Annotated in this window: 13 protein-coding genes; 2 read left to right on the forward strand and 11 right to left on the reverse strand. The window is 37.8% G+C overall.

What is annotated here, in order from left to right; genetic code table 11:
* Nucleotides 1–10: 10 nt before the first annotated feature.
* The 3 genes from QZ620_RS02645 to QZ620_RS02655 form a co-directional block, all read right to left on the reverse strand.
* Nucleotides 11–598: a hypothetical protein gene (locus tag QZ620_RS02645; protein WP_295178828.1), complete on the reverse strand. Its 588-nt coding sequence runs from the start codon at nt 596–598 to the stop codon at nt 11–13.
* A 181-nt stretch (nt 599–779) separates the two neighbouring features.
* Nucleotides 780–1,559: a C4-type zinc ribbon domain-containing protein gene (locus QZ620_RS02650; RefSeq protein WP_295178830.1), complete on the reverse strand. Its 780-nt coding sequence runs from the start codon at nt 1,557–1,559 to the stop codon at nt 780–782.
* 1 nt (nt 1,560) lies between these two features.
* On the reverse strand, nt 1,561–2,655 hold the full coding sequence (locus QZ620_RS02655) for a Nif3-like dinuclear metal center hexameric protein (RefSeq protein ID WP_295178832.1): 1,095 nt from the start codon (nt 2,653–2,655) through the stop codon (nt 1,561–1,563).
* An 88-nt stretch (nt 2,656–2,743) separates the two neighbouring features.
* Between QZ620_RS02655 and lpxK the strand changes: the two genes are divergently transcribed.
* Nucleotides 2,744–3,748: a tetraacyldisaccharide 4'-kinase gene (lpxK, locus tag QZ620_RS02660; RefSeq protein ID WP_295178834.1), complete on the forward strand. Its 1,005-nt coding sequence runs from the start codon at nt 2,744–2,746 to the stop codon at nt 3,746–3,748.
* 104 nt (nt 3,749–3,852) lie between these two features.
* On the opposite strand, the gene QZ620_RS02665 is transcribed toward lpxK, so the two are convergent.
* The 6 genes from QZ620_RS02665 to QZ620_RS02690 form a co-directional block, all read right to left on the reverse strand.
* The gene (locus QZ620_RS02665; protein ID WP_295178835.1) at nt 3,853–6,081 is read right to left on the reverse strand and encodes a response regulator; all 2,229 of its coding nucleotides are present in this window, start codon (nt 6,079–6,081) and stop codon (nt 3,853–3,855) included.
* Between the two features lie 43 nt (nt 6,082–6,124).
* On the reverse strand, nt 6,125–7,132 hold the full coding sequence (gap, locus tag QZ620_RS02670) for a type I glyceraldehyde-3-phosphate dehydrogenase (protein ID WP_295178837.1): 1,008 nt from the start codon (nt 7,130–7,132) through the stop codon (nt 6,125–6,127).
* Nucleotides 7,133–7,141: 9 nt separating this feature from the next.
* Nucleotides 7,142–8,023, reverse strand: a complete 882-nt coding sequence (lipA, locus tag QZ620_RS02675; RefSeq protein WP_141876943.1) for a lipoyl synthase — start codon at nt 8,021–8,023, stop codon at nt 7,142–7,144.
* A 78-nt stretch (nt 8,024–8,101) separates the two neighbouring features.
* A complete protein-coding gene (locus QZ620_RS02680) occupies nt 8,102–8,671 on the reverse strand; it encodes a sigma-70 family RNA polymerase sigma factor (RefSeq protein ID WP_295178839.1) in 570 nt (189 codons plus the stop codon).
* Nucleotides 8,662–9,762, reverse strand: coding sequence for a glycosyltransferase (locus tag QZ620_RS02685; RefSeq protein ID WP_295178841.1), 1,101 nt, complete (start codon nt 9,760–9,762; stop codon nt 8,662–8,664). Before QZ620_RS02685 ends, QZ620_RS02680 begins: the two co-directional genes overlap by 10 nt.
* A gap of 5 nt (nt 9,763–9,767) precedes the next feature.
* Entirely contained in the window at nt 9,768–9,974 is a 207-nt protein-coding gene (locus tag QZ620_RS02690) for a membrane or secreted protein (protein WP_141876946.1), read from the reverse strand.
* A 165-nt stretch (nt 9,975–10,139) separates the two neighbouring features.
* On the opposite strand from QZ620_RS02690, the gene QZ620_RS02695 reads away from it, so the two are divergent.
* Nucleotides 10,140–10,760 carry a fasciclin domain-containing protein gene (locus QZ620_RS02695; protein WP_295178843.1) on the forward strand — a complete coding sequence of 207 codons (621 nt, stop codon included), beginning with the start codon at nt 10,140–10,142 and terminating at the stop codon, nt 10,758–10,760.
* Nucleotides 10,761–10,809: 49 nt separating this feature from the next.
* Here QZ620_RS02695 and murB read toward each other — a convergent pair whose 3' ends face one another.
* Complete coding sequence (gene murB, locus QZ620_RS02700; protein WP_295178846.1) at nt 10,810–11,826, reverse strand: UDP-N-acetylmuramate dehydrogenase; 1,017 nt, start codon at nt 11,824–11,826, stop codon at nt 10,810–10,812.
* Nucleotides 11,826–13,022 (reverse strand): pyridoxal phosphate-dependent aminotransferase, encoded by a 1,197-nt coding sequence (locus tag QZ620_RS02705; protein WP_295178847.1) that lies wholly within the window; start codon nt 13,020–13,022, stop codon nt 11,826–11,828. The genes murB and QZ620_RS02705 overlap by 1 nt, the downstream gene beginning before the upstream one ends.
* Nucleotides 13,023–13,114: the final 92 nt, after the last annotated feature.

Here is a 13,114-nt window from a genome sequence, read left to right on the forward strand (position 1 = left end):
TAGCTTCATGTTATTTAAGTTTATAAGTTCCTTCAAGAGTTTTCTTGCCTAACAATGCATATTCCACGGCAGTCTTACCATCGATTTGAAAACCCTTCCAGTCAAGTTTATATTCGTTTGCACTTACTTTGCTAAATGTAGCAACCGCTGTGCCAGTATCGAGATCATTCCACGGAATTTCATTCTGCTTACTTTTTACTGAAGCGCCTTTGTAGAAAACATGAATTTCATTACCTACTTTTTTAAATTCGGCTTCCATATATAATTCACCAGGCTTCAGGCAAAGTTCTGAACTCTTTCCAGCTTCAATTTCCAGGCAGTAGCATTCGCAGTTAGTATCTTCAGCAAACGCGAGATTGGTATAAGTTCCAGAGTAATCTGTGTTCTTTTCTTTTGGTGTAGTTGTTGTGTCTTTGGTCTTAAGTTCTTCAGATTGATCTGAACTTTGTTCGTTCAAATCTTTAAAACCATTTTCCTGAGTAGTAATGGTATCTTCCACCTTATTCTCATTTTCAGACTTAGCAGAATCCTTACAACCTGTCATAGTTAATATAGCCAGACAGATGGTACAGGTTTTAATTGCAGTGAGTAATTTCATAACGGGTTAAAGTTAGACTATAATTCACTGAAAATTGTAAAATGAATGTTAATCCAGAGCCCGTGTGAATAGGAGAGTGGCTTAAAATTAGGCATAAAAAAACTGCCTGAAAAACTTTTGCTTCAGATCCTAAGATCTTACTGTTATTCTCCAGGCAGTTTAAAGTGTTGCTTAAGAAGTATTAGAACTTCTTGAACATAGACTCCATTTTTTCCTGCTCTTCTTTAGCTAGTTCTTCGTCTACCAGAATTCTACCACTGTGCTCATCTGTGATGATCTTTTTACGACCAGCAATTTCCATGATCACCTGTGGAGGAATAGTGAAGAAAGATCCTCCAGATGCTCCTCTTTCTACAGGAACCACTGCTAAACCATTCTTTACGTTTGTACGAATTCTTTTGTAAGCAGTAACAAGCCTGTCTTCAATGTTCTTTTCGTATTCCTTAGACTTGTCTATTAGTGCTTGCTCTTCTTTCTCAGTTTCCTTCAAAATTTCGTCAAGTTCACTTTTCTTATGCTTAAGGTGAGCTTCTCTTTCAGCTAATTTCTCTTTTGTTTGAGCAATAACTTCTTTCTTCTGCTCGATCTTCGCCTTGTACTCATTAATATGCTTCTCTGAAAGCTCTATTTCCAGTTCCTGGAATTCAACTTCTTTACTTAAAGCATTAAATTCACGATTATTTCGAACATTCTTTTGTTGCTCAGAATATTTTTTGATCGTCGTCTTAGACTCCTCTATCTGGTTCTTCTTGTTCTTGATATCATTATCAATCACTTCGATATCCGCATCCAGTTTTTCCAGGCGTCTGTTCAAACCTGCTACTTCATCTTCAAGATCTTCAACTTCAAGAGGAAGTTCTCCACGTACATTTCTAATCTCATCAATTCGTGAATCCACCAACTGAAGATCGTACAGGGATCTTAACTTCTCTTCTACAGTAACATCGTTTTTTTTCGCCATATTATAAGTAATGTATTGGATTGGTATTTGTATCTGCTAAAATAAGTGCAAAACTACTAATTTTTTTGCTAAGAAAAGAATATAGTAAATTTTTTGTAAACTGTTCACTTTCATAGTGTCCAATATCTGCAACGACCAGCTTTTGCTCGGCTTTGTAGTAATCATGATATTTTAGATCTGCCGTGATGAATATATCTGCACCAGCACTTTTTGCATTTTCGATGGCAAAGGCTCCGCTACCTCCCAGAACAGCAACTTTTTTAATAGGTGATTTAAGTATTTCAGAATGCCGAATTCCATTGCTATTAAATGTTTCCTGAACTTGACTTAAGAAGCTTTTCCCATCTACAGGAGTTTCGAGTTCCCCAATCATGCCCATTCCTAGCTGCTGATTCCTGTTTTCAAGACTATGAATCTCATAGGCAACTTCCTCATAAGGATGACTTTGAAACAAAGCTTTCAATATTTTGGATTCGAGGTGTTTCTTATAGGTAATACCAATTTGCATCTCATCCTCAAAATGAATTGTGCCTTTTTCACCAACTACTGGATTTGAATCTTCGTTTCCTTTGAAGCTTCCGAAGCCTTGAACATTAAAACTGCAATTATCGTAATTTCCAATATTACCTGCACCCGCCTGGAATAAAGCTTCTCTCACTTTAGCAGCATTTGAAACCGGAACATAGGTTTGCAGTTTTTTGATGCTATCGCTTCGAGGGATCAGGATCTGCCTGTTCACCAGTCCCAGCTTTTCAGCGATCATATCGTTGACACCTTTGTGCTGATTGTCTAGAGCAGTGTGAGTCGCATAGATCGCAATATCATTCTTAATTGCTTTAAGAACGGTACGCTCCACATAATTTTTCCCGGTTAGCTTTTTTAAACCTGAAAATATGATTGGATGAAAGCTTATGATCAGGTTGCAGTTTTTCGCAATGGCTTCATCTACGGTAGCCTCCAAAGTATCCAAAGTTATAAGTGCTCCTTTCACTTCTTCGGAATCGTTTCCTACCAGCAAACCTACGTTGTCGAAATCTTCAGCATAATCAAGCGGTGCAAATTCTTCTATTATAGTAATTACTTCTTTAATAAGCATATTTTGATAATTTTGCCAGAAGCCTGGAAATTAAATTGTCTGCGTAATTCTCAGACTTCAGACTCAAAGATACTTATATTAAGCGTTTATGCCGAATCCCAGAAAATTGCTTTTACCTTTTTCCGTAGTCTACAAAACTGTGACTGGAGTTCGAAATCAATTATATGATCAGGGATTCTTTAATTCCTTGAAATTTGATATTCCTGTAATCGCCGTTGGAAATTTAAATATGGGAGGCACAGGGAAATCTCCCATGATCGAATATCTTATTCATCTGCTTTCGAAGGATGCTAAGCTTGCGACATTAAGTAGAGGTTATAAACGTGAGAGTTCAGGGTTCCAGATCGTGGAAATCAATGACACTGCGAGTAAGATTGGGGATGAGCCTCTTCAGTTTAAGAATAAATTCCCAGAGATCACGGTAGCTGTAGATGTCAATAGGGTAGAAGGAATCAACAGGTTAAAGAAGTCTGGTTCCAATCTTATTTTGCTGGATGATGCGTTTCAACATCGAAAAGTTAAGGCTGGGTTGTATATTCTACTTACCTCTTATACCGACCTTTTTACAGAAGACTTTGTACTCCCTGCTGGAAATCTCCGAGAGTCACGTAAGGGCGCCAGTAGAGCCAATATAGTGGTGGTAACCAAATGTCCGCAGAATCTTGATGAAACTAAACAGGCAGAAATTCGGTTAAAGATCAAAGCATATTTTAAAGGACCGGTTTTCTTCAGTAGTATCATATATTCTGAAATGATCTTCGCAGAGAAAGAACGTAAGCTACTGAAGGATATCGAACAGAAAGATTTTGTACTTGTTACGGGAATTGCCAATCCCGATCCAATGATTTCATACCTGGCTGAAATGAATATTGAACTAAAGCATTTTAAGTTTTCAGATCATCATAATTTTTCCACAGACGAAATCGAAAACCTGAACACCTTCGAGAGTATACTTACGACGGAAAAAGATTACATGCGTTTGAAAAGTACTAAACTTGCTAGGAAGCTTTATTACCTACCTATTCAAACCAAAATAATTTCTGATGCTGAAAAGTTTGATGAATTAATTTTGAGTTACGCACAAAAAAAATGAGGTGCGAAGCACCTCATTTAATCTCGGCTAATTCAAATTATATGTGTTTTTTGTCTTCAATATAATTCTACTAGCATTTACTTTACAAAGGCTGTGCCATTTTCCTAAACTGTTGTTTCTCTGGCAGCTAGATACTTGTTGATCTTGTGGAAGAACTCTTCTGTTTTATAAGGTTTGGGTATAATATCATTGAAACCGTTCATGTAAAATTCGTCTAGATTATCATCTAGAGTTACTGCGGTTAACGCAATGATCGGTATGTCGGGATTGAACTTTCTAATTTCTATAGTAGCTTCTATTCCCGAGATTCCAGGCATATGAATATCCATAAGGATAAGATCAAATTCATTATTTTGAACTTTCTCGATCGCAATAGTTCCATTGTCTGCGACATCACAGATCACTTTGTTTTTCTCAAGGATCTTGCGTGTGATCATTTGATTGATCTTATTATCCTCAACGATAAGGATATTTTTATCTTTCATAATATCGTTAGTAAGAACGATATCTTTAGATGGTGCTACTGGTTCAGCTGGTTTAGTTTCCAGAGTTTCAGCTTCAAATTGCAATTCAAAAGTGAATGTGGACCCCTTCCCAAGATCGCTTTCCAGTTCAATTTCAGAATTAAGAAGACTTAGAAGGTTTTTGACAATGGATAAACCAAGTCCCGTTCCCCCAAATTTTCTGTTAATCTGGGTAGAACCTTGTGTAAAGTTTTCGAAAATTGCCTTTTGCTTCTCTTTACCAATTCCTTCACCATTATCCTTTATCTCAAACAGAAGTGAAACAAACTTCCCATCCTGTCGGGCTTTATTTACCGCGATCCAGATATCTCCATCTTCCGTAAACTTAATAGAGTTACCAATAAGATTGATGAGAATTTGAGAGACTTTTAGAGGGTCTCCAATTAGTTTAGCTGGAATGTCCTTATCATAGGAGAAATGTAATTTCGTATTCCTGTCGTCTGCGGAATTCTTTAACGCAATCAATACATCTGAAATACGCTTTTCGAGATCGAAGTTAGTCTTAACGATCTCCACTTTGTTTGCTTCAAGCTTATTGAGGTCGAGAATATTATTGATGAGGGAAAGGAGATATTCACCTGAAAATTTCAAGGAATTTAGATGCTCTTTCTGACTTTCTGTAGGGCTTTCTTCTAACAGTAAATGGGTTAGTCCTGTCACCGCATATAAAGGTGTTCTCAGCTCATGTGTTATGGTAGTTAAGAATTGAGCTTTTGCCAGAGAAGCTTTCTCAGCATTTTCCTTAGCCAGTATCAATTCTGAATTCTTCTTTTGAAGTAACTCATTCGCTCTAGCACGAAGATTGTTGTTTTTATATAAACTCAATGTTAGCAGCGAGAGAATTGTAATAAGAGCTACACTAAGTATTGTAGTTAGCTTGTTAACTTTTAGCGTCCTTTCATTTTCCGCCTGCTGTGCCGTTAGTTGATCTACCGTAGATTTCAAAGCAGAATTACCAAGTCTGGCATTTGCTTCAGTTGCAAGAGCTTCCTTATTCACATCGAAAATAGTTTCTCTTATCTTATTACCTTGTCGAAGTAATTCGAGTGCGCTGGCATAGTTACCTCTTTCCTGAGCAATTTCACTTAGCAAATTATAACTATACATGATCATACCCGTATAACCTGCTGCTTTTGATATTTCAAGCGATTTTTTAGCTGACTGCTCTGCTCGTTCGTAGTTTCCATCGTATTGAAATGCGCGAGCCAGGAAATAATTTAACCGGGTTTTTTCATATTGATTGTCCGAATCACTGAGATAGACTTCTGCGTTTCTTAATTCGGTCAGTGCTCTGGGCTTGGTGTTATTATCAGCAAAATAAATTACGGCTCTATTCAGGGCAATAATTCCTAGTTGTTCCCGGTTGTCTTGCTGGGTATAGTATTTTTCTGCAAGCACCAGGTAGTTTAATGCTCGATCAAATTCTCTTTTGGATGTAAGTATTTTGGAATAAAGAACATAAGAATAATTAAGGCCTGCGTCATCATTGATCTCTCTTTGAATGGACATAGCTCTATCCAACTGCGTTATACCTTTATCATATTCGTGCCTTACATGATACATACGACTTAGAATCGTACTGGTTAGCGCGATGTAACTCTTAGCGTTTATACGTTTAGATAATTTAAGTGACAGATCTAGTTGTTCCTGGGCTTTATCAAAATTCATGGTATTGATAGAACCCTCGGCTTCATTCAACAGTTTTTTGATCTGTTCAGGTTTTGGGTTTTCTTCATCGATCGTGGACTCTTGGAATCCAAAGATGGCGAAGCAACATACTAAAAGGATGAAACGCTTGAAGTTTTTCATTATGGAAAAATAGCTAGCAGCTTTAATAAGTTGTTAAATATAGCTATTTATCGTTAACAAGTGAAATTAAATCGATAAGACGATTAGAGTAACCAATTTCGTTGTCATACCATCCTATTAACTTGATGAGCGTACCATCGATGACTGAAGTCATTCCGGCGTCAAAAATGCAGCTATATTTATTATCAAGGATATCTACAGAAACTATGGGGTCTTCAGTATACTCCAGAATTCCAAACATCTCATTTTTTGCAGCATTCTTGAAAAGTTGGTTTACTTCTTCAATGCTCGTTGATTTTTCAACATTAAGTGTCATGTCTGTAAGAGATCCATTAGGAACAGGAACCCTGATTCCGCATCCACCAATGACCTCACTAAGGTCAGGGAAAATTCCTGTTAAGGCCTTCGCCGCTCCGGTGGTAGTTGGTATGATAGATTGTGCTGCTGCCCGACTTCTCCTTAGATCCTTATGAGGTTTATCATGTAAGCTCTGGTCTGATGTATAGGAGTGAACGGTTGTTATATAAGCCTGAGTAACTTTTAAGTGATTATGGACCACCTTGAGCATAGGGGCTGCATTATTAGTCGTACAGGAAGCGTTCGAGATGATTTTCTCGTCGCCCGTAAGTATATGTTCGTTTACCCCAAGTACGATCATCTTAATTTCATCGTCTACTGGTGGAACCGAAAGTATCACCTTCTTTACCCCATCCTTCAGATGAGGTGACAGCGTTTCAGTAGTTTTGAATTTTCCGCTGCATTCTACCACCATTTCCACTCCAAAACTATTCCAGGGAATATCTGCAGGTTTTTCGAAATTCAGCAAAGGAATAGATCGACCATCAACAATTATCTCATTGTCGCAAGCAGAAATATCATTGAATATTCTTCCGTGGATGCTATCATACCTGAGCAAATGTGCGAGACTGCCGGCATCATGAATATCATTGATAGCAACAACCTCTATCTCGGGATGACTTAGTAAAAGTCTGAAAAGGTTTCTACCAATCCGGCCAAAGCCGTTAATGGCAATTTTTACAGGACCCGCCATGTAAACTCCTTAATTTATATGCTTTTGAGCCTTATAAGAGGATCTTACCAGGGCACTACTTTCAACGTGTCTAAAACCTAGTTCAAGACCGTATTCTTCGTAACGCTTGAATTGATCTGGGGTGATAAATTGCTTGACAGGCAAATGTTTTTTACTTGGTTGAAGATACTGTCCAATAGTCACGACATCAACACCTGCACCGCGTAGATCTCTAAGCGTCTGAAATACTTCTTCTTCCTTTTCGCCAAGTCCTAGCATAATTCCCGACTTGGTTCTTCGAATTCCATTATCCTTAAGATACTTTAGAACTGCAAGGCTTCGGTCGTATTTCGCTTGTATACGAACTTCTCTGGTAAGACGCTTAACGGTTTCCATATTGTGGGAAACTACTTCAGGGCTTACTTCGATAATACGATCTATGTTACGTTCATTTCCCTGAAAATCGGGAATTAAAGTTTCCAGTGTAGTTTCAGGATTCATTCTTCGAATCGCTTTGACAGTCTCTGCCCAGATAATTGAACCCATATCCTTAAGATCATCACGGTCCACGCTGGTCACTACCGCATGCTTGATTCCCATGATCTTGATGGATCTGGCAACCTTTTCAGGTTCATCCCAGTCTACAGTTTCTGGTCGGCCGGTTTTAACACCGCAGAATCCACAGGACCTTGTACATACATTCCCAAGAATCATAAAAGTAGCGGTCCCTTCACTCCAGCATTCACCCATATTCGGGCAACTACCAGAAGTGCAAATGGTGTGTAGATCGTATTTATCAACCAGGCTTCTCAACTCGGTATATTTCTTACCGGTAGGAAGTTTCACTCGCAACCACTTTGGTTTTGGAGTTCTTTGTGTTTTGGTTTTTACTGGAGCAACGTCTGTATTCATAGCAATAAATCTCTGTTTCAAAGATACAATAATAAGCTGAACTGCATAAATTAGACTCCCGCCGATTCTAATCCTTACTTAGCTCTTTCGGCTTTCAATAATAGCGGCGAGTAACTTCTTGGCACGCAACAGTTTTACCTTAATATTATTCATGGGTTCGTCCAGGAATTCTGCGATTTCTTTATATGATTTCTCCTGAAAGAATCTAAGATTGATGACTTCCTGGTAATGAGGTTTCAATTGCTTAATGTCAAAGAGTAATTGCTCTAGATTTTGCTCCTTGATAAGCTTATCCTCAATTCCCGGAGTATCATCTGCGATCTGGTAGACCTGGTCTTCATCCTGCATGGAAGTTTTAGATCTAATAGAAGCTTTTTTCTTTCTTATTTGATCTATATGGATATTCTTGGAGATCGCAATAAGCCAGGTGGCGAAGGAATAATTAACATCAAAAGTTTCTATACGATTAAAAGCTTTAGAAAATGTTTGAATCGTAATATCTTCAGCTTCATACTCATTCTGGGTCTTTTTAAGCTGAAAACCATAAACATCTCCCCAAAACCTGTCTACCAGGTAATTGAATGCCGACTGACTTCCTTTCTTGGCTTCACTGATTTTCTCAGAGAGCTGATTGGGGTTTACTTCCACTGTCCTGGTTTTGAAATGAGATTGGAGCTAAATATAGCTAATTGGAAAAATATTAAAAATATATCTAAAAATGGATAGAACCAGATGACGTCCTTTTCATCTAGCTTTTCCGCAGCATTATAATAGACAATTCCGTCAAAGATCAACTTTATAAAAAGAATTGATAGTACGGCGATAGGGAAGATCTGAAGAATTGAAAGTAGAATAAAAAGTAGCCAAAAAAGTAATCTTGCCGAGTAATATACGCCAAGCAGAACCCGGTGTTTCTGTTGGTATTGTTTAACAGTAGAAACGTGTCTGCGTTTCTGTTTTGTCCATTCTGAAAAACTTTTTTTGGGAACACTTCGTGTGATTGAATTTTCAGAAAAACAGATGGCGGTATTTTCATGATTCGCAGCTTCATTAACGAATAGATCATCGTCGCCAGATTTTATGTGTAAATGACTCGCAAAACCTTTCAACTCATAAAACCTCTCAGAGGTATAAGCGAGATTACGGCCAACGCCCATATATGGTATCCCTAATTTTGCATAACTGAAATACTGAATGGCTGTTAATAGTGTTTCGAACCGAATTAACTTATTCAGCAGTGATTTCTTTTGTTTGAAGTAGCCACCATATCCAAGAACGATCTCCTTGGTTGTAAAATGATTTGTCATTTCTGTGATCCATTCCTTAGATTGAGGAACACAATCGGCATCTGTAAATAATAAGTATTTGTTCGAAGCTTTTTTAATACCCAGTGTAAGGGCATATTTTTTATTTGCCCAGAATGCTTCAATATTCTGCACATTTACAATTTTTACTCTTGGATCTATATTCTGAAAATGCTCCATTACTTCCAGACTATTATCTGCGGAAGCATCATTAATAAGGATAAGTTCAAAATCTGGATGATTCTGTTCAAGAATTTTTGGTATGAAGTTCTGAAGGTTCTCTTCTTCATTCTTTGCACACACAATTACTGAAACGGGAAGATTTAATGCTTGTGACTTTTCCGAAGAAGCAGATGTAAATGAAAAAAAACTTAAGTTATAGAGGATATTGATTATACCGGTGAGTATAAACAGGCCAAATAAAATTATCTCCATTTAATCTAGGTAGTCTTGGCGGTATCTGAACAATTTTCCATTTCATCCGGCAACTTACCACAGAAACTACATGGTTCACCAGATTTATTAAGGTATGGATTCTGGCTCGCACAGGTACCAGCGAACTTTCCATCTTTTTTACCCCAGATTTTAATTGCAATTCCTGCAAATGCAAGACCTAGCAGGACTAAACTGATTATAAATAGTTTCATAGACTTTGGATTCTGTTGCAAAAATAATAATAAAAACAGGCAACTGAAAATTGGTCGTATCATTAGTGTATCGTTTACAATATTTAACTAAACTTTAATCGAATAAGTAGCGCTATCAGTTAATTCAGAGATATCTTGCAGCGTTAACCACGAAAAAACTACAATATGAAATTTAAAATGTTATTTACAACTCTTGCACTTTCAGCAGTCGTTTTCACTTCTTGTGAAGATGGTAATAAAAAAGAGCAGGAAGAAAAAGAGAAAATGGAGCAAATGGAAGCCGAAGAAAGAGAGGCTGAAATGCAAGCTGAGAAGGAAATGCAGGAAATGCAATCCAACAGCATCGCAGCAAAAGCTATGGCTACCGATACTTTAAGTACACTAGTATCTGCTCTACAAGCTGCTGATCTAGCAGAAATGATGAAGACAGAAGAAGGTCCTTTTACTGTATTCGCACCTAACAACGCTGCATTCTCTAAAGTAGATCAGGCAACACTAGAAAGCCTGATGATGGAAGAGAATAAAGATAAACTAGCTGGTGTTTTGAAATACCATGTAGTTGAAGGAGAAGTTATGGCTGCAGATCTTGTAAAAATGATCCAGGATAATGACGGAACTTATGCAGTTTCTACCGTTGGTGGAGGAGAGCTTACAGCATCTTTAGAAGGTGAAAATGTAATTCTTACTGACGAGAATGGAAACAAAGCGACTGTAGTTCAAGCTGATGTTGATGCTTCTAACGGAGTTGTTCACATCATTGATGCAGTAGTGATGAAGAAAGCTTAATTCGACAACGAATTATAAAGAAAAAAGGAGCGCATTTGCGCTCCTTTTTTTATTCAATTATATTGACTTCAGCTTCAAGGGAAATTCCAAACTTCTGAGACACCTTATCCTGAATCATTTTAGCGAGCATTAAAATCTCTTCTCCAGTAGCTTCACCATAATTAACCAGAACCAATGCCTGGTTTTTATGAACACCGGCATCTCCATTACGGTAACCTTTCAGGCCCGATTGATCAATGAGCCAGCCAGCAGGAACCTTTATTTCATCTTCAGATACATGGTAAGAAGGTATTTCAGGATGATCCCGCTGTAATTCTTCAAATTGATTCCTGGTGATCACAGGATTCTTAAAGAAACTACCACTATTTCCGATTTCCTTGGGATCGGGTAATTTTGATCGTCTAATAGTGATAACTGCATTCGAAATATCCTTGATTCCAGGGTTTTTTATTCCCGATTTCTCCAGTTCATTACGAATTGCTCCATAATCCAGATTTAACTGATGATCTTTTTTAGTTAGCCTGAAACGAACAGAGGTAATAATATAAAGACCTTTCAACTCATTCTTGAAAACTGAATTTCGATATCCAAAATTGCACTCTTTATGAGTAAACTCTTTCTCTTCAAGTGTTTGAATATTTATCGCATGACAACTTACAAAGCTGTCTTTAAGTTCAACTCCATATGCGCCAATATTCTGGATCGGAGAGGTGCCTACATTGCCAGGAATAAGAGATAGATTCTCTAATCCTCCGAACCCTTTTTCTATAGTATGAAGTACTAATTCATGCCAGTTTTCTCCGGCAGCAACTTCCAGAATTACTTCATTTTCATTTTCTGATACGACCTCTATACCCTTTAGCGCAATATGAACTACCGTTTTATGAACATCCTCAGTAAGGAGCATGTTGCTTCCTCCCCCAAGAATAAATAATTCGGAAGAATAACTTTTTTTTAGAAGACGTCTCAGATCGTCAATGCTTGAAACCGATACAAATTTATCTGCCCGAACATCGATGCCGAAACTATTGTAATTCTTCAGTGAAAAGTTACGAATAACCCGCATTAAGCCTTGTTGTTATACTGCTTTAACGCTTTCTCAAGAATTACCAGCGCACGCTCAAGATTTTCTTTTTTCAATACATACGCGATTCTAACCTGGTTAAGTCCGGTATTAGGAGTAGAGTAGAATCCTGCAGCTGGTGCAACCATGATGGTTTCATTCTCATCTTCAAAATCTTCCAGTAACCATTTTGCAAAATCATCTGCATTATCGATAGGAAGCTCGGCGATACAATAGAAAGCGCCTTTTGGGTTTGCAACCTTAACACCGTCAATTTTTTCCAATCCTTTTACAAGAAGATCTCTTCTAAAAGTATATTGCTTGATCACCTCGTCAAAATAGCTCTGTGGTGTATCCAGTGCAGCTTCACTTGCAATTTGGGCGAAAGTAGGTGGGCTTAGTCTTGCCTGAGCAAATTTCATGGCGGTAGTGATCACTTCAGTGTTCTTAGACACCATGCAACCAATTCTTGCTCCACACATGCTATATCTCTTTGAAACTGAATCTACCATGATCGCATGGTTCGCCAGCTCAGGAATGCTCATAATTGAATGATGTTTTACACCATCATAGGCGAATTCACGATAAACCTCGTCTGAAACAATAAAAAGGTCGTGTTTTAGGGCAAGATCGGCAAGTTGTTGAATTTCTTCTTTTGTATACAGGTATCCTGTTGGATTGCCAGGATTACATATAAGTATAGCCTTAGTTTTCTCAGTGATCAGTTTCTCAAATTCTGAAATAGGAGGTAATGCGAAACCATCTTCAATTTTGGACTGAATTGGTTTTATAGTTACTCCAGAAGCCGTTGCGAAACCATTATAGTTCGCGTAAAATGGTTCTGGAATGATCACTTCATCACCCTGATCTGTGATGCTTCCCATTGTGAATAGAAGCGCTTCAGACCCTCCGGTGGTGATTATGATATCCTGTTTTTCAACGGGAAGAGAGGTGTTTTTATAATAGGAAGCGAGCTTTTCACGATAACTCTCAAAACCAGCAGAATGACTGTAAGACAGTACTTCAATGTCATGATTTTTTACGGCATCAAGCGCTACCTCAGGAGTCTTAATATCAGGCTGGCCAATATTTAACTGGTATATAACTTTACCCTTTGCAGCAGCTGCTTCAGCATAAGGGACTAATTTTCTTATAGGTGATTCGGGCATTTGCTGCCCTTTATTTGAAATCTTCGGCATGATAGTTCTTTTATAGGTTTGCAAAATTGCAAAAATAAAGCCTGAATCAAGAATAAACAATCCTGAATTATTCTGCTTAAGCCGTTAAATTT

This window comes from uncultured Christiangramia sp. (assembly GCF_913046405.1).
In the GTDB taxonomy this organism is placed as follows: domain Bacteria; phylum Bacteroidota; class Bacteroidia; order Flavobacteriales; family Flavobacteriaceae; genus Christiangramia; species Christiangramia marina.

Excerpts from the sequence above, each read along its gene's own strand:
- QZ620_RS02645 (WP_295178828.1), bottom strand. The coding sequence starts at position 598 with ATGAAATTACTCACTGCAATTAAAACCTGTACCATCTGTCTGGCTATA.
- QZ620_RS02650 (WP_295178830.1), bottom strand. The coding sequence starts at position 1,559 with ATGGCGAAAAAAAACGATGTTACTGTAGAAGAGAAGTTAAGATCCCTG.
- QZ620_RS02655 (WP_295178832.1), bottom strand. The coding sequence starts at position 2,655 with ATGCTTATTAAAGAAGTAATTACTATAATAGAAGAATTTGCACCGCTT.
- lpxK (WP_295178834.1), top strand. The coding sequence starts at position 2,744 with ATGCCGAATCCCAGAAAATTGCTTTTACCTTTTTCCGTAGTCTACAAA.
- QZ620_RS02665 (WP_295178835.1), bottom strand. The coding sequence starts at position 6,081 with ATGAAAAACTTCAAGCGTTTCATCCTTTTAGTATGTTGCTTCGCCATC.
- gap (WP_295178837.1), bottom strand. The coding sequence starts at position 7,132 with ATGGCGGGTCCTGTAAAAATTGCCATTAACGGCTTTGGCCGGATTGGT.
- lipA (WP_141876943.1), bottom strand. The coding sequence starts at position 8,023 with ATGAATACAGACGTTGCTCCAGTAAAAACCAAAACACAAAGAACTCCA.
- QZ620_RS02685 (WP_295178841.1), bottom strand. The coding sequence starts at position 9,762 with ATGGAGATAATTTTATTTGGCCTGTTTATACTCACCGGTATAATCAAT.
- QZ620_RS02690 (WP_141876946.1), bottom strand. The coding sequence starts at position 9,974 with ATGAAACTATTTATAATCAGTTTAGTCCTGCTAGGTCTTGCATTTGCA.
- QZ620_RS02695 (WP_295178843.1), top strand. The coding sequence starts at position 10,140 with ATGAAATTTAAAATGTTATTTACAACTCTTGCACTTTCAGCAGTCGTT.
- murB (WP_295178846.1), bottom strand. The coding sequence starts at position 11,826 with ATGCGGGTTATTCGTAACTTTTCACTGAAGAATTACAATAGTTTCGGC.
- QZ620_RS02705 (WP_295178847.1), bottom strand. The coding sequence starts at position 13,022 with ATGCCGAAGATTTCAAATAAAGGGCAGCAAATGCCCGAATCACCTATA.